Source organism: Candidatus Pantoea symbiotica (assembly GCF_056491525.1).
The window spans coordinates 954365-976590 of sequence record NZ_JBSZHR010000002.1 but is presented as its reverse complement, the minus strand read 5'-3'; the positions used below and the strand labels follow the sequence as shown (position 1 = coordinate 976590).

Here is a 22226-nt window from a genome sequence, read left to right as displayed (position 1 = left end):
AATTATTGTCCGTAGCGCAAACGCAGCGCTTCCGGATAAGGATCAAAGTAGCGCTGTTGTGCCAGCCACGGATGCGGATATTCCGCCATGTAGTGTTTCAGCATGGTGATCGGTGCTAACAGTGGCTGCACGCCAAGACGATAGCGATCAATCAGTTGCGCCAGCTCCTGACGCTGCGGCGAACTCAGCTGTGGACGGAAGTAACCTTGGACATGCATCAGCACGTTAGTGTGATTGCGTCGTGATGCCTGATGTGACATCAGGTGCATCAGGCGATTGCGGTACTCAAAGGCGTAATCCTCCAGCGAATCCCACTGATCCATCGCCGCGACAAAACGACCCATTTCGCGATACTCATCCTGCGCGTGAGAAAGCAGTAGCAGTTTGTAACGACTGTGGAAGGCCATCAGCTTGTGACGTGATAATCCGCTGCGCCACATTTCGTTGAATTCATGCAGCGCGTAAACGCGGCCAATAAAGTTTTCACGGATAGCGTCATCGTGCAAACGACCATCCTCTTCCAGCGGCAGCCACGGCATCTCTTTCTGCAGGAATGCAGTAAACATGCCGGTGCCTGCTTTACGGTTGTTGTTGGTTTCAGGCTCGTAAACGCGGACGCGTTCCAATCCACAGCTTGGCGATTTGGCACACAAAATGTAGCCGCACAGATGATGCAGCGACTTGACCCGCTCAGCGGACCAGCGCTGCATCTCTTCTGTCACCTCTTCGCCGCCATCTTTACTGAAACAGAGATGGATATTTTCATCGCTCTCTTTTACCAGCCGCAAAGCCGGACGCGGCGTCGGCAAGCCAATCGCCATTTCGGGGCATACAGGTTCAAAGCGCACAAATGGCACGAGTTCGTCGGTGGCGAAGGCAAAACGTTTGTGGCCGCCATCAAATCGGACGTTATCTCCGAGCAGGCAAGCGCTGATACCAACAGGAATTTTCTCGCTCATACTTGTACAACCTCAGAAATCTTGTAGAGGTTTTAAGTGTAGCTGAAATGCGCGGGGATAACAGCGCTAACGCGCGGTGGGCGTGAATTTATCGATAAAAAAACCCGGCGCTTCGCGGGAAGTCGCCGGGTTAATACTGCGCTGAAATTGCTTACCAGTGAATGCCGGCAGCCGCTTCCGACTGCGCCAGCCAGACCGGTTTAGTGCTGGTTTTGCACCACATACGATGCAGGTAACTGTACAAACGCGCGCGATCCGAGCGGAATAACATTACTGGCAGCGCCAGCAAACCGATTGCTACCACCAGCACGCGGCGCAGTACGATTTTATACAGTGGATATGCTCGATCCATTTTTTGGCCCCCTTGTGGTAAACATTGCGTTGAAATGTGATCTGGTTCAGATATTACCCGTTGCTGTGTAATTTTACTACTCATCCGACCACTATATTTGCGCTTTTTTCCATCAATTTAAGTGGTAATGAAATTTAGTTACAAAATTGTAAATTTAACGATCTCTTCAAGTTAAAAACTTCGTGACGGACGCCGGGCCGCTTTATTGCTAAAGTGATGCGTTAACTTTTTTGCCGCTGGAGGCAGCGTGACGACCATCTTGATAGTGGAAGATGAAAAAGAGATTCGCCGTTTCGTGCGCCTGGCGCTGGAGAGCGAAGGCCTTAAAATTGTGGAAGCGGAGCAACTGCAGCGCGGCCTGATTGAAGCGGCAACGCGTAAGCCCGATCTGGTGATCCTCGATCTCGGCTTGCCGGATGGTGATGGCAATGACTTTATCCGTGAAGTACGCCAGTGGAGCAGCATGCCGGTGATTGTGCTGTCTGCGCGTAGCGATGAGCAGGATAAGATTGATGCGCTGGATGCCGGTGCGGATGATTATCTCACCAAGCCGTTTGGCATTGGTGAACTGTTGGCGCGCGTGCGCGTGGCGCTGCGTCGCCATCAAAGCAGCCAGCCTGAACCGATTGTGAAATTTGGCGAAGTCAGCGTCGATTTGGCGGCGCGGCGCGTGCTGCGCAACCAACAGGAAGTGCATTTGACGCCGACGGAGTTTCGTCTGCTGAGCTTACTACTGAATAATGCCGGAAAAGTGCTGACCCAGCGTCAGTTGCTGAATCAGGTTTGGGGCCCGAATGCGGTGGAGCACAGCCACTATTTACGCATTTATATGGGCCACTTGCGGCAGAAGCTGGAAGCGAATCCCACGCAGCCCAGCCATTTGCTGACCGAAACCGGCATCGGCTATCGATTTATGCCATAAAAAAAGGCCGCTAAGCGGCCTTTTCTCTTCACCGCCCTATCAGGCGTTTTTCAGTACTTCGCTAACAATCTCAACCGCTTCTTTCTCGATTTGCTGACGATGTTCAGCACCCAGGAAGCTTTCGCAGTAGATTTTGTAAGCGTCTTCGGTACCTGATGGACGCGCGGCAAACCAGCCGTTTTCCGTCATCACTTTCAGACCACCGATTGACGCACCGTTACCCGGCGCGGCAGTCAGGCGCGCGGTGATCGGATCACCCGCCAGCGTATCTGCGCTCACCATTTCTGGTGACAGCTTAGATAGTGCCGCTTTCTGTGCCGAAGTCGCCGGAGCCTGTAGACGGTTATAGCTTGGCGCACCAAAGCGCTCAGCCAGCTCGTCATAATGCTGCTGCGGGTTCTTGCCAGTTACTGCGGTGATTTCAGCGGCCAGCAGGCACATAATGATGCCGTCTTTATCGGTTGACCAGGCTGAGCCATCGAAACGCAGGAAGGATGCGCCAGCGCTCTCTTCACCGCCGAAACCGAAGCTGCCATCGAACAGACCATCAACGAACCATTTGAACCCAACCGGTACTTCTACCAGCTTGCGGCCAATGTCGTTGACGACGCGGTCGATCATTGCGCTGGAAACCAGAGTTTTACCAACAGCAACCTCTTTGCCCCACTGCGGACGATGCTGGAACAGGTAGTTGATCGCTACCGCCAGATAGTGGTTCGGATTCATCAGACCCGCAGGCGTGACGATGCCGTGACGGTCGTAATCAGGATCGTTGCCAAAGGCCAGGTCGAATTTGTCTTTGTACGCCAGCAAACCGGCCATCGCGCATTCAGATGAGCAGTCCATACGCACCACGCCATCTTTATCCAAATGCATGAAGCGGAAAGTCTGGTCGACCGCATCGTTAACGATGGTCAGATCCAACTTGTAGTGCTCAGCGATGCGCTGCCAGTAAGCAATACCGGAACCGCCTAATGGATCGACGCCAATTTTCAGGCCGGCTTTCTGGATGGCGGCGAAGTCAATCACCTGCGCCAGACCTGCAACGTACGGCTGGATCAGATCCTGCTCAACAATGTGACCGCTCGCCCATGCCTGATCCAGCGGCAGACGTTTCACGTCTTTCAGCTCGCCTTTGATCAGCTGGTTAGCGCGATCTTCCACCACTTTGGTGACGTTGGTATCAGCCGGGCCACCGTTTGGCGGATTGTATTTGATACCGCCATCTTCCGGTGGATTGTGCGAAGGCGTGATAACGATGCCGTCCGCCTGCGCGCCGCCGCGTTTATTGTGCTCAAGAATCGCGTTAGAGATAGCAGGCGTTGGCGTATAGCCGTTGTCCTGCTGCACAATCACGTCCACGCCGTTAGCGGCCAGCACTTCCAGCACGGACAGAATCGCCGGCTCAGACAGCGCATGCGTGTCTTTACCGACGTAGCATGGACCGGTGATGCCATTCTTTTTGCGCTCTTCAGCAATCGCCTGCGCGATCGCCAAAATGTGCTGTTCGTTGAAGCTTTGGCGTCCCGCGCTGCCGCGGTGGCCTGAAGTGCCAAATTTCACCGCATGATCCGGATTCGCCACATCGGGCTTCAGGACGTAATACTGCGAGGTTAATTGTGCAACGTTAATCAAATCGCTCTGCTGGGCAGGTTGCCCGGCACGGGGGTGATTGGCCATTGGCGCTTCTCCCTGACGCTTCAGTTAAATGGTGCCGCGAACTTTCTCTGTCAGTTCCTGTGGGAACTGCATAGCCAGCATGATGTGTTCCACCATGCTGCATTTGCGACCTGTATTGGTATTCGTGATCACCCAGTACGGTGTGCCGGGAACGTGCTTCGGCTTGGTATGGGTGCCATTTTGCAGCAGCGTGTGCTCGTCGCCCGCAAAATAGACGCGGGTACGGCCCTGCAGCGAGGCAGTCGCTTCAGCAAACGCTGCCGGATCAAGACGATAGAGCGTTGACAGTACCAACATGAAGCGGTTAACCGCCTTATTCTGCTCGGCATATTCATCGGAGAGCAGCAGCTCACGTACCGCGCGGACGCGATCCTGAGGACGCGCTTCGCGGCTGGCAGGTTGCGCTTCTTTCACTGATGCACCAGCGGCGGGCGCAGCAGGTGCGCTCTGTCCGGCGGTGAACTTCAACATGCGGCGCAAAATATCAGAGGCGCTTTCACCAATGTGCTGCGTGTGGCTGGCAATATAACGGTAGAGTTCTTCGTCAACTTCAATCGTTTTCATCTTTTTCCGTACGATTCTGGCAAATGACAGAACCACGCATTAGTGCAACGGCCTTAGCAAAATCCAGTCGTGCAAAACGTGAGCGGGTTCTAACATAAGGATTATAAAGTTAAATCCGTGGCAGCCGATAGCGTTGGCATCGTTTCCGGGCAAAAGTCGGAATATGCCCTAATGCCCACCGGCCTGACTGCTGGACAGGTGAATCCATGATAACCTAAGCCAAGGTCACAACCGTAAGAACTTTAGCCATGATTTTGAACGCCCGTCTGCAAACTGAACAATCTGCCCCCGATGCCACGCCGATTCTGTTAATCCATGGTCTTTTTGGCAGCCTTGATAACCTTGGCGTGCTGGCGCGTGGGGTGCGTGACGTACGTCCGACGCTGCAGGTTGATGTGCGCAACCACGGCTTGTCGGCACGTAGCGATGAGATGAATTATCACGTGATGGCGCAGGACATTGTCGAAACGCTGGATGCGCATCAGATCGATCGCGCTGGTGTGATTGGCCATTCGATGGGCGGAAAAATCGCCATGGCGCTCAGTGCCATCGCGCCGGAACGCATCGAAAAAATGGTGATGATCGATATCGCACCCGTTGATTACCAAACGCGCCGCCACGACGAAATTTTTGCCGCTATTCGCGCCGTTACCGCCGCAGGCGTCACGCGCCGCAGTGAGGCCGCTGAGGTAATGCGCCAGCATATTGATGAAGAAGGCGTGATCCAGTTCATCCTCAAGTCTTTAGCCGAGGGCGAATGGCGCTTTAATGTGCCGGTGTTGTGGGATAACTACAGCACCATCTCCGGCTGGGAAGCGATTCCTGCATGGCCGCATCCGGCACTGTTTATCCGCGGCGGCGATTCGCCTTATCTGGATAATCAGCATCGCGATGCGCTGCTGCGTCAGTTCCCGCAGGCGCATGCACATGTGATCAGCGGAGCTGGACATTGGGTGCACGCCGAGAAACCCGATGCGGTGTTACGCGCCGTTCGGCGGTTTTTTAACCTGTAAAAGCAAAAGCTTGCCGCTTGCGCTTTAGGGTTGGCGTCAGGGAAGGCGCTGGAGTATGATGTCGCGCTAAAAATTTGCCACGGATATTTTTTCGCCGTGGTCGGGCCGATAATGTTTTAATCGCGCAGCGCCTTTCCGCCGTTCGCGCCCACTCAGTTTTACAAACCATGGCAAAAGAACAGACAGACCGCACTACGCTTGATCTCTTCGCAGACGAGCGGCGTCCTGGTCGCCCGAAAACCAGCCCGCTGACGCGTGATGAACAGTTACGCATCAACAAACGCAACCAGCTCAAGCGCGATAAAGTGCGTGGGCTGCGTCGTGTTGAGCTGAAGATGTCGAGCGAGGCGGTTGACGCGCTCAGCACGCTGGCCGATCAGCAAAACATTAGTCGCAGCGAATTGATTGAACAAATGCTGCTGGCACAGCTCAAACTGTCGTAACGCGCGAAGACCGCACGCTGGAACACAAAGTCACGGCTTTACAAGTTCCGCACTTTTTACCGGTCTGCTATTATTCGCATAACTGTGCAGTCAACTGACTTACTTTCACAATCAGGATTCAAGAGGTTACCTAACCCATGGCAATCGTAGGCATTTTCTTCGGCAGCGATACCGGCAACACTGAAAACATTGCAAAGATGATCCAGAAACAACTGGGTAAAGATGTCGCCGAAGTGCATGACATTGCTAAGAGCACCAAAGAGGATCTCGATGCATTCGACATCCTGCTGCTGGGCATTCCAACCTGGTATTACGGCGAAGCGCAGTGTGACTGGGATGATTTTTTCCCGACGCTGGAAGAGATTGATTTCAATGGCAAGCTGGTAGCGCTGTTTGGTTGTGGCGATCAGGAAGATTACGCCGAGTACTTCTGTGATGCGATGGGCACCATCCGAGACATCATCGAGCCAAACGGTGCGGTGATTGTTGGGCACTGGCCAACCGAAGGCTATCACTTTGAAGCCTCTAAAGGCCTGGCCGATGACAAAAACTTCCTGGGTCTGGCGATTGATGAAGATCGTCAGCCAGAATTGACCAACGAACGTGTTGAGAAGTGGGTGAAGCAGATCTTCGACGAGCTGCAGCTGAAAGAGATTATTGAAGCTTAATTCCCTGCTCTGTCCGATGTGCGCGCTGCCTCACATCGGGCAACGGAATTTCCTATAAAAATAATAGCTACGGTTTTTTAACTTTTCCCCGCAAATCTGTAGAATACCCGCAATGGTCATCCGCTTATTCCTCTGGCAGTAGAATGAGGCTGAGTGAAATGGAATCCAAAACCCAAGCGTCCTGAAGACGTTAGTGACGTTATCCTTACAACCTTTGGTGATTAAGGACGTTGCCTTGGTTTTCATTTCACTGCTTGAGTTCTATAATGAGACGCAAATGAGAATGCGCGTTGACCTAAACATTCAAGGCCCCTGCGCCGCAAGTGACTAGCAAAGTAACAGGACAATATCCGCATGACTGACAACAACTCCGCATTGAAGAAGGCTGGCCTGAAAGTCACGCTACCCAGACTGAAAATTCTGGAAGTGCTTCAGGGACCCGGCCCCGAGTCCCATCACGTCAGTGCGGAAGATTTGTATAAGCGCCTGATCGATATGGGCGAAGAGATTGGTCTGGCAACGGTGTATCGCGTTCTTAACCAGTTTGACGACGCGGGCATCGTAACCCGTCATAACTTTGAAGGCGGCAAATCTGTCTTCGAACTGACTCAGCAACATCACCACGATCACTTGATCTGCCTGGATTGTGGCAAAGTTATCGAATTCAGCGATGAATCAATCGAAACGCGTCAGCGTGAAATTGCCACTCGCCACGGCATCAAGCTTAGCAACCACAGCCTGTACCTGTATGGTCACTGTGCTCTGGGAGACTGCCGCGAAGACGATACGCTCCACGATAAGTAATTGAGTGTGCTATGCAGTATAAAAAAACCGGCTTAAGCCGGTTTTTTTATATCTGAAATCAGGCAACGAGCGTTTCCTGCAAGTAGCGCCAGCGCGGAATGGCGGTACTGCAATCCAGTACCGCCAGAGAAATGCGGCTTTGATTGGTGCCATTCATCATCTGCAATTCACGATACTGAATTGTGACTTCGTCGCTTTGCTGCGAAATGATGGCGTGCTCACTGGTGGCAATTCGCATCCCTTCACGCTGCCCCTGCAACTGGCGAAACAGTGTTTCCATCTCATTAAGATCAAGCTGTTTACCCTGAGGCGTAACCATTTTGAAGTCGGGATGAAAGTACGACAAGAACAGATCAATGCTGTCATCACTGCCTTCTGCCTGATTGAAAATACGTTCGATAAGCTGATGTAAAACCACCACGCTATGTTTGGCTTCCAGGGCGAGACTTGTCATTTTTTATCCTTTGATTACCCGCAGAGCAACGGCTGAGAGCGCATAGCCTACCTGAAAAAAAGTTTTTCACACTGGCAAATGGTTTAATTTTGCTAAAGTCAGAATAGTCGCAAATAAGGAATTAAAGGCTAATTGCAGCGGGCAGCATAAAAGGTCGTATCTGGTTAAATCGAGACAATAAAAAAGGGCGATTGCTCGCCCTTTCATGATCTTATCGTGCTAGCGACAAAATGTATTAATCGCCGATTTTTGCCCAGGTATCACGCAAACCAACGGTGCGGTTAAACACCAGTTTGGATGGCTGTGAATAGACGCTATCAGCACAGAAATAGCCTTCGCGCTCAAACTGGTATGGCGCCATTGGATCCGCTGCACGCAAACCTGGCTCAACGAAGCCCTGTTTGATTTCCAGTGAACTCGGGTTGATGGTGGTGAGGAAATCCTCAGCCGCGCCCGGATTTGGCACACTGAACAAACGATCGTACAGGCGGAATTCCGCTGGCAGCGCGTGAATTGCAGAAACCCAATGGATGACGCCTTTCACTTTACGGCCATCGGCTGGATCTTTGCTCAGCGTATCAACGTCGCAGGTACAGTAGATGCAGGTGATATTGCCTTCATCATCCTTCGCCACACGTTCGGCACGGATCACGTAAGCATTACGCAGACGCACTTCTTTACCCAGCACCAGACGTTTGTACTGCTTGTTGGCTTCTTCACGGAAGTCCGCGCGATCGATCCACACTTCACGGCTGAATGGTACTTCACGCGTGCCCATCTCCGGTTTGTTCGGATGATTCGGCATGCTGATGATCTCTTCGTGACCTGCAGGCAGGTTCTCGATCACCACTTTCAGCGGATCCATTACGGCCATCGCACGCGGTGCGTTTTCATTGAGATCGTCACGAATGCACGATTCCAGTGAAGCCATCTCCACGATATTGTCCTGTTTGGTCACACCAATACGGCGGCAGAACTCACGGATTGAAGCGGCGCTGTAACCACGACGACGCAGACCAGAGACGGTCAGCATGCGCGGATCGTCCCAGCCTTCGACAACCTTCTCGCTCACCAGCTGAGTCAGTTTACGCTTCGACATCACCGCGTATTCCAGATTCAGGCGTGAGAATTCGTACTGACGCGGATGCACCGGAATAGTGATGTTATCCAGCACCCAATCGTACAGACGACGGTTGTCCTGGAACTCCAGCGTACAGAGAGAGTGCGTAATGCCTTCAATCGCATCCGAAATGCAATGGGTGAAGTCATACATCGGATAGATGCACCACTTGCTGCCAGTCTGATGGTGATCGGCAAACTTAATGCGATACAGCACTGGATCGCGCATCACGATGAAACTGGACGCCATGTCGATTTTGGCTCGCAGACAGGCTTTGCCCTCTTCGAAACCGCCATTGCGCATCTTCTGGAACAGCGCTAAGTTCTCTTCCACGCTGCGATCGCGATACGGACTGTTTTTGCCCGGCGCCGTCAGGGAACCGCGATATTCACGGATCTCATCTGCTGACAGTTCATCAACATAGGCCAGGCCTTTGTTAATCAGCTCAACCGCATAGTTGAACAGTTGGTCGAAGTAGTCTGAGGAGTAACGAATGTTGCCGCTCCACTCAAAGCCCAGCCATTGCACATCACGCTTAATGGATTCGACAAACTCCAGATCTTCTTTTACTGGGTTAGTGTCGTCGAAACGCAGATTGCACTGACCTTGGTAGTCTTGCGCGATACCAAAGTTCAGGCAGATAGATTTCGCATGGCCAATATGCAGATAACCATTGGGCTCAGGCGGGAAACGGGTATGCACACTGCTGTGCTTACCGCTCGCCAAATCTTCGTCGATGATCTGACGAATAAAGTTCGTTGGGCGGGCTTCAGCCTCACTCATCTCAAAATCCTCAAAAACTATAACGGGTGATTTGTACCACGAAGTAACGGAGTATGATCCACAAAGCGCAGGAGGGAAACAACCGTTTGTTGGTCGTTTTAAAACAAAAAAGGCAGGAATCGCTTCCTGCCTTCTGGCTCAATCACAAGGACTTAGCCTTTAACCTCGTACAGCGGGGTTTGGCCTGCAACCACTGAACCGGTTGCCAGTAAATTCAGACCAGCGAAATCATCGCTGTTGCTGACCACAACCGGACTGATCATCGAGCGGGCGTTGGCATTGAGGAAGTCCAAATCCATTTCCAGGATTGGCTGGCCTGCAGTGACCGTTGCGCCCTCTTCAACCAAACGCGTGAAGCCTTTACCTTCCAGCGCCACCGTATCCAGACCCATGTGCACTACGATCTCGACACCGTTTTCCGCTTCAAGGCAGAACGCATGGTTGGTATTGAAGATCTTCACCACGGTTCCGGCGGTTGGCGCAACCACGGTTTTATCGGTTGGTTTGATCGCCAGACCATCACCGACTGCCTTGCTGGCGAACGCTTCGTCAGGCACATTTTCCAGCGCAACAATGTCACCGGTGACCGGCGCCAGCAGCGTGGCAATGACGGCTTTTTCACTGTTCAGCACGGCCTGAGGTTTTACTTCAGCAGCAGGCGCAGCCGTTGACGCGGCAGCGGATGCCGCAACCGGACCTTTGCTCAGGACAGTTTTCATTGCCATCGCAATGCTTTCTGCCTGAGTACCGACGATAACCTGCACGCTTTGTTTGTTCAGACGAATCACACCGGAAGCACCGAGACGCTTAGCCACACCCTCATTAACCTGCGCAGAGTCTTTAACGTTCAGACGCAGACGAGTGATACAAGCATCGATGTGGGTCAGGTTTTCTGAGCCACCCACCGCCGCAATGTAACGACGTGCCAGAGATTCTGTTTGGCTTTCACCGCTGCCGCTGTTATCGACATTTACGTCATAACCATCGGTTTCATCGCCCGCAGAGAGTTCGCGGCCCGGCGTCATCAGGTTGAATTTCTGGATGGTGAAGCGGAACACCGCGTAGTAGATAACGAAGAACACCAGGCCTTGTGGGATCAGCATCCACCAGTGCACTGCCAGCGGGTTACGCGTTGACAGCACCATATCCACCAGACCCGCACTGAAGCCGAAACCGGCAATCCACTGCATACTCGCGGCGATGAACACAGAAAGACCGGTCAGTGCCGCGTGAATCACATACAGCACCGGCGCCACGAACATGAAGGAGAACTCCAGCGGTTCGGTGATACCTGTAAAGAAGGCGGCAAAGGCCGCTGCCAGCATGATACCGCCGACTTTGGCGCGGTTTTCCGGGCGTGCGCAGTGGTAAATTGCCAGCGCTGCGCCTGGAAGACCGAACATCATGATTGGGAAGAAGCCCGCCTGATAACGACCGGTGATGCCCGGGATACCTGTACCTTCAGCGATAGACTGCGCGCCGCCGAGGAATTTAGGAATATCGTTGATACCGGCAACGTCGAACCAGAATACCGAGTTCAACGCGTGATGCAGACCAACAGGAATCAGCAGGCGGTTAAAGAAGGCGTAGACGCCCGCACCGATTGAGCCCATTTTCTGGATGTGTTCACCAAAGCTCACCAGTCCACCGAAAATGATCGGCCAGACATACATCAGTACGAAGGCGACGACAATCATCAGGAAGGAGACAAGGATCGGCACCAGACGACGGCCGCTGAAGAACGACAGCGCTTTTGGCAACTCAACATGGCTGAAGCGGTTATAAACCTCAGCAGAGAGAATACCCACCAGGATACCAACAAACTGGTTATTGATTTTACCGAAGGCGGCAGGTACCTGCTCCACCGGTATTTTCTGAATCATCGCGACCGCAGCCGGTGAACAGAGTGTGGTCACCACCAGGAAACCGACGAAGCCGGTTAACGCTGCTGCACCGTCTTTATCTTTTGACATACCGTACGCCACACCAATGGCAAACAGCACGGACATGTTGTCGATGATCGCCGAACCGGATTTGATCAACAGTGCCGCCAGCGCATTGCCTGCGCCCCAGCTATCTGGATCGATCCAATATCCAACGCCCATCAAGATTGCCGCTGCCGGCAGAGTCGCTACCGGCACCATAAGCGCGCGGCCGACCTTTTGCAGATATCCTAATACACTCACCTTATTCTCCCCCTATGAGACTGGCGTTTTGCCGTGGCGCAGGTTGATTTTATTATCCCGTCGCCCGGTACCTTGATGACACTTTTCACCACGTGGCGCAGTGTAAAGACAAATTAATTCGCCTCGCAAATTAAAACCACTGCAACTGTGACTTTAATCACCAAAATGGTGGTTTGATAATGCGAAATGCTAGCCAGCACCACAAACTTATTTTATGATGAAAAATATCGAGTCGCACTTTTCCCGGATGGCTACGCTTAAACGCATTACGCTTAAAGGCAGAAAACTTTCAGAGAAACGGCAACTCCACATTTCCAATCTTAATTGAGGTGAAGACATGAGACTGATCCCTTTGGCCACACCGACCCAAGTGGGTAAATGGGCTGCACGCCACATTGTTAACCGCATTAATGCGTTTAAGCCTAGCGCAGAACGTCCCTTCGTGCTGGGTCTGCCAACCGGTGGAACGCCACTGGAAGCTTACAAGCACCTGATCGACATGCACAAAGCGGGCCAGGTTAGTTTCAAGCACGTTGTCACCTTCAACATGGATGAGTACGTTGGCCTGCCAAAAGAGCATCCGGAAAGTTACCACAGCTTCATGTACCGTAACTTTTTCGATCATGTTGATATTCAACAGCAAAATATCAATCTTCTGAATGGCAATGCCGAAGATATTGACGCAGAATGTCGCCAATACGAAGAGAAGATCCGCGCTTACGGCAAAATTAACCTGTTTATGGGCGGCGTGGGCAACGATGGTCACATTGCCTTTAACGAACCGGCTTCCTCCCTCTCCTCACGTACCCGCATCAAAACCCTGACGCACGATACGCGCATTGCAAACTCACGTTTCTTTAACGGTGATGTGGATCAGGTGCCGAAATACGCCCTGACGGTTGGTGTCGGTACGCTGCTGGATGCAGAAGAAGTGATGATTCTGGTTACCGGCCATCTGAAAGCGCAAGCGCTGCAGGCTGCGGTTGAAGGTAACGTTAACCACATGTGGACCATCAGCTGTCTGCAGCTGCATGCCAAATCTGTCGTGGTCTGTGACGAACCCGCCACCATGGAACTGAAAGTGAAAACCGTGAAATATTTCCGCGAAATGGAAGCGGAAAATATGAAAGGTGTGTGAAAACACGTTGTAAAAAACCTGCTGCTTTCAGGCAGCAGGCTTAGCCGGGAGAGAGAAACGATGTACGCATTAGTGAACGGCCGGATTTTTACCGGTCATGAAATTCTGGACAATCATGCAGTTGTGATTGCAGATGGCCTGATTGAGCGCGTGTGTCCGCGTGATGCCCTGGACGCGGCAATTGCACAGCAGGATGTGGCTGGTGCGTTTATCGCTCCTGGTTTTATTGATTTGCAGCTCAACGGCTGCGGCGGCGTGCAGTTCAATGATGACATCAATGCGTTAAGCGTTGAGACGCTGGAGATCATGCAGCGTGCCAACGAGAAATCAGGCTGCACCAGCTATTTGCCAACGCTCATTACCAGCACCGATGCGCTGATGAAACGCGCCGTCGAAACCATGCGTGCCTATCTGGCGAAGCATCAGAATCAGGCAATCGGCCTGCATCTGGAGGGTCCGTGGCTGAATAAAGCCAAGAAAGGCACACACAATCCTGAGCTGATTCGCCTGCCGGATGCCAAGCTGGTGGATTTCCTCTGCGCCAATGCTGACGTCATCACTAAAGTCACGCTGGCACCTGAAAATGCGGGCAGCGAAGTGATTCGTAAGTTACGTGATGCCGGCATCATCGTTTCAGCCGGTCACTCCAACGCGACCTATGAAGAAGCAAAAATCGGCTTCAGCGCGGGCGTCAGTTTTGCGACGCATCTTTATAATGCTATGCCAACCTTCGCCGGACGTGAGCCAGGTCTGATCGGTGCGCTGTTTGATTCGCCTGATGTATACTGCGGCATCATTGCGGATGGTTTACATGTCCATTACGCTAATGTGCGCAATGCAAAACGCATTAAAGGCGACAAACTGGTGTTAGTGACGGATGCCACAGCACCGGCGGGCGCGTCGATTGATCAATTCATTTTTGCAGGCAAAACAATATACTATCGCGATGGCCTGTGCGTTGACGAGAACGGTACGCTGAGCGGTTCTGCCTTGACCATGATTGAAGCGGTGCAGAACAGCGTTGAACATTGCGGTATCGCTCTTGATGAAGCGCTGCGTATGGCGACGCTCTATCCGGCGCAGGCGATGGGTGTGGAGAAGCAGTTAGGCACGGTCGAAGCAGGAAAAGTCGCCAACCTGACTGTCTTTACCCGCGATTATCAAATCACTAAGACGTTCGTCAACGGAGACAACGTCCTCAGCGAGTAAGCATTGAATGACCACTGGCGGCCAGTCTCAAATAGGAAATGTTGATCTTGTTAAACAACTTAATAGTGCAGCCGTCTATCGGCTAATCGATCAACAAGGGCCGATTTCGCGCATTCAGATTGCCGAACACAGCCAGCTTGCGCCCGCTAGTGTCACCAAAATTACCCGCCAGCTCATCGAGCGCGGCCTCATCAAAGAGGTGGAGCAACAGGCCTCCACCGGTGGGCGCCGCGCCATCTCCATCATTACTGAAACCCGTCATTTTCATACCATCGGCGTGCGCTTAGGGCGTAATGACGCCACGTTGACGCTGTTTGATCTGAGCGGGAAATCGCTGGCGCAGGAAGATTATCCGCTGCCGGAGCGCACGCAGGAAACGCTAGAGAACGCGCTGTTCAATGCCATCAGCGGCTTTATGGCGGCGCATCAGCGGAAGATTCATGAGCTGATTGCCATCTCAGTGATTCTGCCCGGTTTGGTCGATCCCATTAACGGTATCATTCGCTATATGCCGCACATCGCGGTAAGTCACTGGCCGTTGGTTTCCAGCCTGAAAAAACGCTTTAACGTCACCAGCTTTGTGGGCCATGACATTCGCAGCCTGGCGCTGGCCGAGCACTACTTCGGTGCAAGTCGCGATTGCGCAGACTCCATTCTGGTGCGTTTGCATCGCGGAACCGGTGCCGGAATCATCGCCAACGGCCATATTTTCCTCGGCAGTAACGGCAACGTGGGCGAGATTGGCCATATTCAGGTCGATCCATTGGGTGAACGCTGCCACTGCGGCAACTTTGGCTGCCTGGAAACCATTGCAGCGAACGGTGCGATTGAAAACCGCGTGCGTCACCTGCTCAATCAAGGCTATCCCAGTTCATTAACCTTGAATGACTGCCTGATGCCACAGATTTGCCGCGCCGCTAACCACGGCGACGCGCTGGCGTGTGAAGTGATTGAGTATGTCGGCCGCTATTTAGGAAAGGCGATTGCTATCGCCATCAACTTGTTCAATCCACAAAAAGTGGTGTTGGCCGGTGAAATCACTGAAGCCGATAAAGTGCTGTTTCCTGCCATTGAAGGGTGTATCAATACGCAGACACTGCCTGCCTTCCGTAAAAACTTGCCGGTGGTGCGTTCCGAGCTCGATCATCGCTCGGCGATTGGTGCCTTTGCGCTGGCAAAACGCGCTATGCTGAATGGCATTTTGCTGCAACATCTGCTGGAAGAGTAATCACCAGCCTGCTTGTTTAGCGGGCCCGACCGGATGCAATTTATGACGATTAAAAGCGTAATCTGTGACATCGACGGCGTGTTGATGCACGACAATACCGCCGTTCCCGGCGCGAACGAATTTCTGCAGCGCATTCTGGCGAAGGATATGCCGTTGGTAGTGTTAACCAACTATCCTTCACAAACCGCGCTGGATCTGGCGAACCGTTTTGCCAACGCCGGTATTGACGTACCCGATTCGGTGTTTTACACCTCGGCGATGGCCACCGCCGATTTCCTGCGCCGCCAGGAAGGGAAAAAAGCCTACGTGATTGGCGAAGGTGCGCTGATTCATGAGCTGTATAAAGCCGGCTTCACCATTACTGATGTCAATCCAGATTTCGTCATCGTTGGTGAAACGCGCTCCTTCAACTGGGAGATGATGCATAAAGCTGCTTTCTTCGTGGCCAATGGCGCACGTTTTATCGCTACCAATCCCGATACCCACGCGCGCGGCTTTGTTCCGGCATGCGGAGCGCTCTGCGCGGGCATCGAAACCATTTCCGGCCGTAAACCGTTTTATGTCGGCAAGCCGAGTCCGTACATCATGCGCGCGGCGTTAAACAAGATGCATGCGCATTCGGAAGAGACTGTCATCGTTGGCGATAACCTGCGTACAGACATTCTGGCCGGCTTCCAGGCGGGTCTGGAAACCATTTTGGTGCTGTCTGGCGTATCAACGCTGAGTGATATCGATGCGATGCCTTTCCGCCCGGATTGGATTTATCCTTCGGTTGCCGATATCGACCTGTTCTGATTCCAGCCATCACCTCTTCTTATAGCCCTGCTCTTGCAGGGCTTTTGTTTTTTCTGGGGTTAAGCCTGACTTTGTTGCTCACGGCATGACCACAAAACGAACAAAAATGCCATTTCATTAGATACCATCTAAAATAACCACGTATTAATTGAATAATATTCAATATTACTCGCTCATCAACATTCTTTTTATCAAAGAATCGCAATTTTGCTTGCGCTAACACCACCATTTAGCGCATTTTCTTATGCATCACGCAGTCAAGGCTGCCGGACAAACGTAGAAATAACTTCACCACAAGGTGAGATCAGGAGTCAGTTATGTGTTCAATTTTTGGTGTGCTGGATCTGAAAAGCGATCCTATTGAGCTGCGCAAGAAAGCGCTGGAATCCTCTCGTCTGATGCGTCATCGCGGCCCGGATTGGTCAGGTGTTTATGCAGATGATAAAGCCATTCTGGTGCATGAGCGTTTGTCGATTGTTGACGTTAACAACGGCGCACAGCCACTGTATAACGCTGACCACACCCACGTACTGGCTGTTAACGGCGAAATTTACAACCATCAGGCGCTGCGTGCTGAATTAAGCGATCGTTACGCTTTCCAGACCGGTTCTGACTGTGAAGTTATCCTCGCGCTGTATCAGGAAAAAGGCGTCGATTTCCTCGACGAACTGCAAGGCATGTTCGCCTTCATCCTTTGGGACAGCGTGAAGCAACAATATCTGATTGGCCGCGACCATATCGGCATTATCCCGCTGTATATGGGCAACGACGAGCACGGCAACCTGTATGTCGCTTCCGAGATGAAAGCGCTGGTGCCGGTGTGCCGCAGCATCAAAGAGTTCCCGCCGGGAAGCTACATGTCGAGCGCCGATGGTGAAATCTGTCGTTACTGGCAGCGTGACTGGATGGAATATTCCGCCGTTGAGCACAACACCACGGATGCCGCCGAGCTGAAGCATGCGCTGGAAGAGTCCGTAAAAAGCCACCTGATGTCTGACGTGCCTTACGGCGTGCTGCTTTCTGGTGGACTGGATTCATCCATCATCTCTGCCGTGACCAAACGCTTTGCTGCAAAACGCGTCGAAGATGCGGATAAAAGCGATGCATGGTGGCCGCAGCTGCACTCCTTCGCGGTTGGCCTGGAAGGTTCACCCGATCTGAAAGCGGCGAAATCGGTCGCAGAACACCTTGGCACCGTGCACCACGAAATCCATTTCACCGTGCAGGAAGGTCTGGATGCGATTCGTGATGTGATTTACCACATCGAAACCTATGATGTGACCACCATTCGCGCCTCAACGCCGATGTATTTAATGTCGCGTAAGATCAAAGCGATGGGCATCAAAATGGTGTTGTCCGGTGAAGGTGCAGATGAAGTCTTTGGCGGCTACCTCTATTTCCATAAGGCGCCAAACGCCAAAGAATTCCACGAAGAGAACGTGCGTAAACTGCTGGCTCTGCACATGTTTGACTGTGCTCGCGCCAACAAAGCGATGTCCGCATGGGGCGTGGAAGCGCGTGTACCCTTCCTCGACAAGAAATTTCTCGACGTGGCGATGCGCATCAACCCGGCAGACAAACTGTGCGGCAGCAACGGCAAGATGGAAAAACACATCCTGCGCGAATGCTTCTCTTCTTATCTGCCCGAGAGCGTGGCGTGGCGTCAGAAAGAGCAGTTCTCTGACGGTGTTGGCTACAGCTGGATCGATACGTTGAAAGAAGTGGCGGCGAAGCAAATTACCGACCAACAGCTGTCGACTGCGCACTTCCGCTTCCCGTACAACACGCCGAACTCGAAAGAAGCGTATCTGTATCGCGAGATCTTTGAAGAGTTGTTCCCGATTGCCAGCGCCGCAGAGTGCGTGCCGGGCGGTCCATCGGTGGCCTGTTCTTCGGCTAAAGCGATTGAGTGGGATGAAGCCTTCAAATCAATGGATGACCCATCAGGTCGTGCCGTTGGCGTGCATCAGTCCGCGTATAAATAAGGTTTTTACTCAACAAGATAAGGGGCTCAATCGAGCCCCTTTTTTATGCAATCTGTCGTGCAACCTTTGAAATTTGCCGAATAAATCACCAGCCTGGTTACAAGCCAGACAAACAGGCGTTTTAAGGCGAAAAACGGCAAAAAAATTGTTGACGCTACAAGACTCAATACGCATAATGCGCCCCGCAACGCCGATGAAGGTTACGCGAAAAAGATGGCTACGTAGCTCAGCTGGTTAGAGCACATCACTCATAATGATGGGGTCACAGGTTCAAATCCCGTCGTAGCCACCATTTTTTTGCGGGAGTGGCGAAATTGGTAGACGCACTAGATTTAGGTTCTAGCGCCGCAAGGTGTGCGAGTTCAAGTCTCGCCTCCCGCACCATTTCAGTCTTCGGCAGCCGGATGGGGTATCGCCAAGCGGTAAGGCACTGGTTTTTGATACCAGCATTCCCAGGTTCGAATCCTGGTACCCCAGCCAATCCGGAATATGTTGTGGATACAAAGTCGACGAATGGGATATCGCCAAGCGGTAAGGCACCGGTTTTTGATACCGGCATTCCCTGGTTCGAATCCAGGTATCCCAGCCATCGTCGGACGCAGTAAGCAGTACAAAGGCTACGTAGCTCAGCTGGTTAGAGCACATCACTCATAATGATGGGGTCACAGGTTCAAATCCCGTCGTAGCCACCAAATTATTGGGGTGTCGCCAAGCGGTAAGGCTCTGGTTTCTGATACCAGCATTCCGGGGTTCGAATCCCTGCACCCCAGCCAAAAAAGACAATTTGATAAAACACCTATTGGGGTGTCGCCAAGCGGTAAGGCACTGGTTTCTGATACCAGCATTCCGGGGTTCGAATCCCTGCACCCCAGCCAAATTGCACAATAAAGCCCGCTTATGCGGGCTTTATTGTTTTCTGCGTTCGGGGATTAATCAGGAGCGCATAAATACGCTCCCTACGATCACAAACCTAATGCGTAACGCAGCACTTTGCGTTTCAACGCTCCGGCATTCTCTGCCGCAATCAGCGCCAGGTTACGTGCAAAGCGCAGCGGCGGCAGCTTATTGCTAAACGCGAAGTAGAACAGATCCATCCCACCTTGCATCAGTAAGTTGTCCTTATAACGCTGGCGATGATAGCGCTGCAGCACAGCGTCCGATGACCAGAGTTCAGCCTGGTTGCGCGCTTCGACCAGCGTCGTGATCAACGCATCCACATCCCGATAGCCCAGATTAACGCCCTGCCCGGCCAGCGGATTGATGGTGTGCGCCGCATCGCCCACCAGCGCCAATCCCGGCATCACATACCGCGTGGCATGGCGTCGCACCAGCGGGAAAGAGGCGGCGGTTTTCACCCGAATACGCCCAACACGTGCTGGGAAGTGGGCATAAATCTCTTTCTCCAGTTGCTGGAGTGGCAAACTTTGCAGCTGACGGATGCGCGCGGGCGCGTCGTACCACACCAGCGAAGCACGACGATCAAACAGCGGCAGGAAAGCGCGCGGCCCTTGTGGCGTAAACTGCTGCCAGGTGGAATCGCCAGCATCCTGCTCGCACTCCACGCTGATCAGCATGCAGGATTGCGCATAGTTCCAACCCCGTACGCCAATGCCCGCTAACTGCCGCACACGCGAGTTAGCACCATCTGCGCCGACCACTAAACGCGCATCCAGCGTTTGACCGTTATCCAGTTGCACATGCCAGCCAGCGCGGTGCGGCTGCAAACCCTGTAAACTCGCCGGGCAGATCAGCGTGATGCCCTCTTCCTGCATTTTTTCCCACAGCGCACGTTGCAGCACGCTGTTTTCCACCATAAAGCCCAGCTCAGGCAGCCCAAGCGACGCCGCATCAAACTTCACATGCGCGTTTTGCCACTCCCAGGTTTCCAGCTGACGATAGGGTGCACAGCGCATCGCCTGCACGCGCTGCCAAACATTCAGTTGCTGCAGCAACGCTACCGAAGAGGCACCAATGGCGGAGATGCGCACATCCGGCTCGCTGCTGGCATCAAAGATTGCGGGTTCCGCCCGTTCAATCACCGCTACGCGGAACTGCTGCTGCGCCAGACCACATGCCAGCGCCGCACCGACCATGCCACCACCCACGATCACCACATCAAAATGTGAATCCTGCATCGACTCTAATCCTTCTTTTTGCCGTGAGGCCTTCCAGCATCACGTTGATAGCTAAAGTGTACCGGAAATTAGCCGCGCGATGCGATGCAGATGCGTGAAGCCTGGTAACAACAGCGTCGAAGCATTACAATACGCGCCCTGCACTTCGCTTGAATCAATGGCTAGTTCGATGACCAAAAAACTGCACATCAAAACCTGGGGCTGTCAGATGAATGAATACGATTCATCAAAGATGGCCGATCTGCTGAACAGTACGCACGGCTACACCTTAACCGAGGAAGCTGAAGATGCGGACGTTCTGCTGCTCAACACCTGCTCTATTCGTGAAAAGGCGCAGGAGAAGGTTTTTGCTCTGTTAGGCCGTTGGAAAAAGCTGAAAGCAACCAATCCCGATCTGATCATCGGCGTGGGTGGCTGTGTCGCCTCACAGGAAGGCGAACGCCTGCGTCAGCGCGCCAGTTACGTCGATATTGTCTTTGGCCCGCAAACGTTGCATCGTCTGCCGGAGATGATTAACACCGTGCGCGGCAGCAAAAGCCCGGTTGTTGACATCAGCTTCCCGGAAATTGAGAAGTTTGACCGCCTGCCAGAACCGCGCGCCGATGGCCCAACCGCCTTTGTGTCGATCATGGAAGGCTGCAACAAATATTGTACTTTCTGCGTGGTGCCTTACACCCGCGGCGAGGAAGTCAGCCGTCCGAGCGACGATATTCTGCTGGAAATCGCTCAGCTTGCCGCTCAGGGCGTGCGTGAAGTTAACCTGCTGGGCCAGAACGTCAACGCCTATCGCGGTGCCACTTTTGATGGCGACATCTGCACATTTGCTGAATTGCTGCGCTTAGTGGCGGCGATCGATGGCATTGACCGAATTCGCTTCACCACCAGCCATCCGATTGAATTCACCGATGACATCATCGAGGTTTACCGCGATACGCCAGAGCTGGCGAGTTTTCTGCACCTGCCGGTACAGAGCGGTTCGGACCGCATCCTGACGCTGATGAAGCGCGCGCACACCGCACTCGAGTACAAAGCGATTATCCGCAAGCTGAAAGCCGCGCGTCCGGATATCCAGCTGAGCTCGGATTTCATCATTGGATTCCCCGGCGAAACGCAGCAGGATTTTGAGCAGACCATGAAACTGGTTGGCGAAGTGAATTTCGATGTTAGCTTCAGCTTTATCTACTCCATGCGCCCGGGCACGCCGGCCGCCGATCTGCCCGACGATGTGACAGAAGAGGAGAAAAAGCAGCGTCTCTTCATTCTGCAGGACCGCATCAATCAGCAGGTGATGGCGTGGAGCCGCCGCATGCTGGGCACCACACAGCGCGTGCTGGTGGAAGGCATTTCACGTAAGAATGTGATGGAGCTGACCGGCCGCACGGATAATAACCGCGTGGTGAACTTTGAAGCGCCGGTAGAAATGATCGGTAAGTTTGTTGATGTCGAAATTGTTGATGTCTATGCCAGCTCCCTGCGCGGCGTACTGGTGCGCACCGAAGATCAAATGGCGCTACGTGTGGCCGAAAGCCCGGCTTCGGTGATTGCTCGTACCCGCAAAGAGAACGACATCGGCGTCGGCATGTTCCAGCCTTGAAACCTCGAACGTTGAGCGACAGCGCACAACGCGCTGTCGCCTGTTTCATCCCAAAGCCCTTGCTTTCCACAAGTGCTGCCCAAATATCGTTTCTGAAGCTTGCGCCTCGGCGTAGCGCCATAAATAATTCCATAAAGATGTTGAGAGATTGCTCTTCAGCATCAGGCACACTTTTTCAACTGGCCCTGAGTGAC

19 protein-coding genes and 7 tRNA genes are annotated in these 22226 nt (G+C 52.9%); 18 read left to right on the top strand and 8 right to left on the bottom strand.

The window, feature by feature from the left end:
* Positions 1–2 precede the first annotated feature (2 nt).
* A complete protein-coding gene (locus ACXIZX_RS05085; RefSeq protein WP_008107017.1) occupies positions 3–959 on the bottom strand; it encodes a YbgA family protein in 957 nt (318 codons plus the stop codon).
* A 151-nt stretch (positions 960–1110) separates the two neighbouring features.
* The gene (locus ACXIZX_RS05080; RefSeq protein ID WP_008107019.1) at positions 1111–1311 is read right to left on the bottom strand and encodes a YbfA family protein; all 201 of its coding nucleotides are present in this window, start codon (positions 1309–1311) and stop codon (positions 1111–1113) included.
* Between the two features lie 247 nt (positions 1312–1558).
* Here ACXIZX_RS05080 and kdpE point away from each other — a divergent pair, with 247 nt between their 5' ends.
* Entirely contained in the window at positions 1559–2233 is a 675-nt protein-coding gene (gene kdpE / locus ACXIZX_RS05075) for a two-component system response regulator KdpE (RefSeq protein WP_008107021.1), read from the top strand.
* Positions 2234–2272: 39 nt separating this feature from the next.
* Here the strand turns inward: kdpE and pgm are convergent, their stop codons facing one another.
* Together pgm and seqA are read right to left on the bottom strand one after the other, a co-directional pair.
* Complete coding sequence (pgm, locus tag ACXIZX_RS05070; RefSeq protein WP_479403712.1) at positions 2273–3913, bottom strand: phosphoglucomutase (alpha-D-glucose-1,6-bisphosphate-dependent); 1641 nt, start codon at positions 3911–3913, stop codon at positions 2273–2275.
* Positions 3914–3937: 24 nt separating this feature from the next.
* Positions 3938–4477 (bottom strand): replication initiation negative regulator SeqA, encoded by a 540-nt coding sequence (gene seqA / locus ACXIZX_RS05065; RefSeq protein WP_061717375.1) that lies wholly within the window; start codon positions 4475–4477, stop codon positions 3938–3940.
* A 248-nt stretch (positions 4478–4725) separates the two neighbouring features.
* Here seqA and ybfF point away from each other — a divergent pair, with 248 nt between their 5' ends.
* The 4 genes from ybfF (at position 4726) to fur (ending at position 7405) form a co-directional block, all read left to right on the top strand.
* Positions 4726–5490, top strand: a complete 765-nt coding sequence (ybfF, locus tag ACXIZX_RS05060) for an esterase (protein ID WP_479403711.1) — start codon at positions 4726–4728, stop codon at positions 5488–5490.
* 167 nt (positions 5491–5657) lie between these two features.
* A complete protein-coding gene (ybfE, locus tag ACXIZX_RS05055; protein ID WP_007890670.1) occupies positions 5658–5933 on the top strand; it encodes a LexA regulated protein in 276 nt (91 codons plus the stop codon).
* 137 nt (positions 5934–6070) lie between these two features.
* Positions 6071–6601, top strand: a complete 531-nt coding sequence (fldA, locus tag ACXIZX_RS05050; protein ID WP_008107028.1) for a flavodoxin FldA — start codon at positions 6071–6073, stop codon at positions 6599–6601.
* 354 nt (positions 6602–6955) lie between these two features.
* Positions 6956–7405, top strand: a complete 450-nt coding sequence (fur, locus tag ACXIZX_RS05045; protein WP_007890672.1) for a ferric iron uptake transcriptional regulator — start codon at positions 6956–6958, stop codon at positions 7403–7405.
* A gap of 58 nt (positions 7406–7463) precedes the next feature.
* Here fur and ACXIZX_RS05040 read toward each other — a convergent pair whose 3' ends face one another.
* From ACXIZX_RS05040 to nagE, 3 genes are all read right to left on the bottom strand, one after another.
* On the bottom strand, positions 7464–7859 hold the full coding sequence (locus tag ACXIZX_RS05040) for a hypothetical protein (protein ID WP_179451586.1): 396 nt from the start codon (positions 7857–7859) through the stop codon (positions 7464–7466).
* 235 nt (positions 7860–8094) lie between these two features.
* On the bottom strand, positions 8095–9762 hold the full coding sequence (gene glnS / locus ACXIZX_RS05035; protein ID WP_479403710.1) for a glutamine--tRNA ligase: 1668 nt from the start codon (positions 9760–9762) through the stop codon (positions 8095–8097).
* Between the two features lie 152 nt (positions 9763–9914).
* Positions 9915–11948 (bottom strand): N-acetylglucosamine-specific PTS transporter subunit IIBC, encoded by a 2034-nt coding sequence (gene nagE / locus ACXIZX_RS05030; RefSeq protein WP_179451588.1) that lies wholly within the window; start codon positions 11946–11948, stop codon positions 9915–9917.
* A 337-nt stretch (positions 11949–12285) separates the two neighbouring features.
* Between nagE and nagB the strand changes: the two genes are divergently transcribed.
* The 12 genes from nagB (at position 12286) to ACXIZX_RS04970 (ending at position 19178) form a co-directional block, all read left to right on the top strand.
* Positions 12286–13086 carry a glucosamine-6-phosphate deaminase gene (gene nagB / locus ACXIZX_RS05025; protein ID WP_110865725.1) on the top strand — a complete coding sequence of 267 codons (801 nt, stop codon included), beginning with the start codon at positions 12286–12288 and terminating at the stop codon, positions 13084–13086.
* 60 nt (positions 13087–13146) lie between these two features.
* A complete protein-coding gene (gene nagA / locus ACXIZX_RS05020; protein ID WP_061717381.1) occupies positions 13147–14295 on the top strand; it encodes an N-acetylglucosamine-6-phosphate deacetylase in 1149 nt (382 codons plus the stop codon).
* Positions 14296–14302: 7 nt separating this feature from the next.
* The gene (gene nagC, locus ACXIZX_RS05015) at positions 14303–15523 is read left to right on the top strand and encodes a DNA-binding transcriptional regulator NagC (RefSeq protein ID WP_479403709.1); all 1221 of its coding nucleotides are present in this window, start codon (positions 14303–14305) and stop codon (positions 15521–15523) included.
* Between the two features lie 42 nt (positions 15524–15565).
* A complete protein-coding gene (locus ACXIZX_RS05010; protein WP_036649098.1) occupies positions 15566–16318 on the top strand; it encodes an HAD-IIA family hydrolase in 753 nt (250 codons plus the stop codon).
* Between the two features lie 317 nt (positions 16319–16635).
* Complete coding sequence (gene asnB, locus ACXIZX_RS05005) at positions 16636–18303, top strand: asparagine synthase B (RefSeq protein ID WP_479403708.1); 1668 nt, start codon at positions 16636–16638, stop codon at positions 18301–18303.
* A 215-nt stretch (positions 18304–18518) separates the two neighbouring features.
* Positions 18519–18595: transfer RNA gene (locus tag ACXIZX_RS05000), tRNA-Met, on the top strand.
* 7 nt (positions 18596–18602) lie between these two features.
* Positions 18603–18687, top strand: a tRNA-Leu gene (locus ACXIZX_RS04995).
* A gap of 21 nt (positions 18688–18708) precedes the next feature.
* Positions 18709–18783 (top strand) — tRNA-Gln (locus ACXIZX_RS04990).
* Positions 18784–18817: 34 nt separating this feature from the next.
* Positions 18818–18892 (top strand) — tRNA-Gln (locus ACXIZX_RS04985).
* Between the two features lie 26 nt (positions 18893–18918).
* A tRNA-Met gene (locus ACXIZX_RS04980) sits at positions 18919–18995 on the top strand.
* A gap of 6 nt (positions 18996–19001) precedes the next feature.
* Positions 19002–19076, top strand: a tRNA-Gln gene (locus ACXIZX_RS04975).
* Between the two features lie 27 nt (positions 19077–19103).
* Positions 19104–19178, top strand: a tRNA-Gln gene (locus ACXIZX_RS04970).
* An 87-nt stretch (positions 19179–19265) separates the two neighbouring features.
* On the opposite strand, the gene ubiF is transcribed toward ACXIZX_RS04970, so the two are convergent.
* The gene (gene ubiF, locus ACXIZX_RS04965; RefSeq protein WP_179451592.1) at positions 19266–20438 is read right to left on the bottom strand and encodes a 3-demethoxyubiquinol 3-hydroxylase; all 1173 of its coding nucleotides are present in this window, start codon (positions 20436–20438) and stop codon (positions 19266–19268) included.
* Between the two features lie 169 nt (positions 20439–20607).
* On the opposite strand from ubiF, the gene miaB reads away from it, so the two are divergent.
* A complete protein-coding gene (gene miaB / locus ACXIZX_RS04960) occupies positions 20608–22032 on the top strand; it encodes a tRNA (N6-isopentenyl adenosine(37)-C2)-methylthiotransferase MiaB (protein WP_179451594.1) in 1425 nt (474 codons plus the stop codon).
* Positions 22033–22226: the final 194 nt, after the last annotated feature.

Coding starts and splice junctions, on each gene's coding strand:
- fldA (WP_008107028.1), top strand. CDS start 6,071: ATGGCAATCGTAGGCATTTTCTTCGGCAGCGATACCGGCAACACTGAA.
- asnB (WP_479403708.1), top strand. CDS start 16,636: ATGTGTTCAATTTTTGGTGTGCTGGATCTGAAAAGCGATCCTATTGAG.
- ybfE (WP_007890670.1), top strand. CDS start 5,658: ATGGCAAAAGAACAGACAGACCGCACTACGCTTGATCTCTTCGCAGAC.
- nagC (WP_479403709.1), top strand. CDS start 14,303: ATGACCACTGGCGGCCAGTCTCAAATAGGAAATGTTGATCTTGTTAAA.
- ubiF (WP_179451592.1), bottom strand. CDS start 20,438: ATGCAGGATTCACATTTTGATGTGGTGATCGTGGGTGGTGGCATGGTC.
- ACXIZX_RS05080 (WP_008107019.1), bottom strand. CDS start 1,311: ATGGATCGAGCATATCCACTGTATAAAATCGTACTGCGCCGCGTGCTG.
- nagB (WP_110865725.1), top strand. CDS start 12,286: ATGAGACTGATCCCTTTGGCCACACCGACCCAAGTGGGTAAATGGGCT.
- pgm (WP_479403712.1), bottom strand. CDS start 3,913: ATGGCCAATCACCCCCGTGCCGGGCAACCTGCCCAGCAGAGCGATTTG.
- ACXIZX_RS05085 (WP_008107017.1), bottom strand. CDS start 959: ATGAGCGAGAAAATTCCTGTTGGTATCAGCGCTTGCCTGCTCGGAGAT.
- ybfF (WP_479403711.1), top strand. CDS start 4,726: ATGATTTTGAACGCCCGTCTGCAAACTGAACAATCTGCCCCCGATGCC.
- seqA (WP_061717375.1), bottom strand. CDS start 4,477: ATGAAAACGATTGAAGTTGACGAAGAACTCTACCGTTATATTGCCAGC.
- glnS (WP_479403710.1), bottom strand. CDS start 9,762: ATGAGTGAGGCTGAAGCCCGCCCAACGAACTTTATTCGTCAGATCATC.
- ACXIZX_RS05040 (WP_179451586.1), bottom strand. CDS start 7,859: ATGACAAGTCTCGCCCTGGAAGCCAAACATAGCGTGGTGGTTTTACAT.
- ACXIZX_RS05010 (WP_036649098.1), top strand. CDS start 15,566: ATGACGATTAAAAGCGTAATCTGTGACATCGACGGCGTGTTGATGCAC.
- nagA (WP_061717381.1), top strand. CDS start 13,147: ATGTACGCATTAGTGAACGGCCGGATTTTTACCGGTCATGAAATTCTG.
- miaB (WP_179451594.1), top strand. CDS start 20,608: ATGACCAAAAAACTGCACATCAAAACCTGGGGCTGTCAGATGAATGAA.
- fur (WP_007890672.1), top strand. CDS start 6,956: ATGACTGACAACAACTCCGCATTGAAGAAGGCTGGCCTGAAAGTCACG.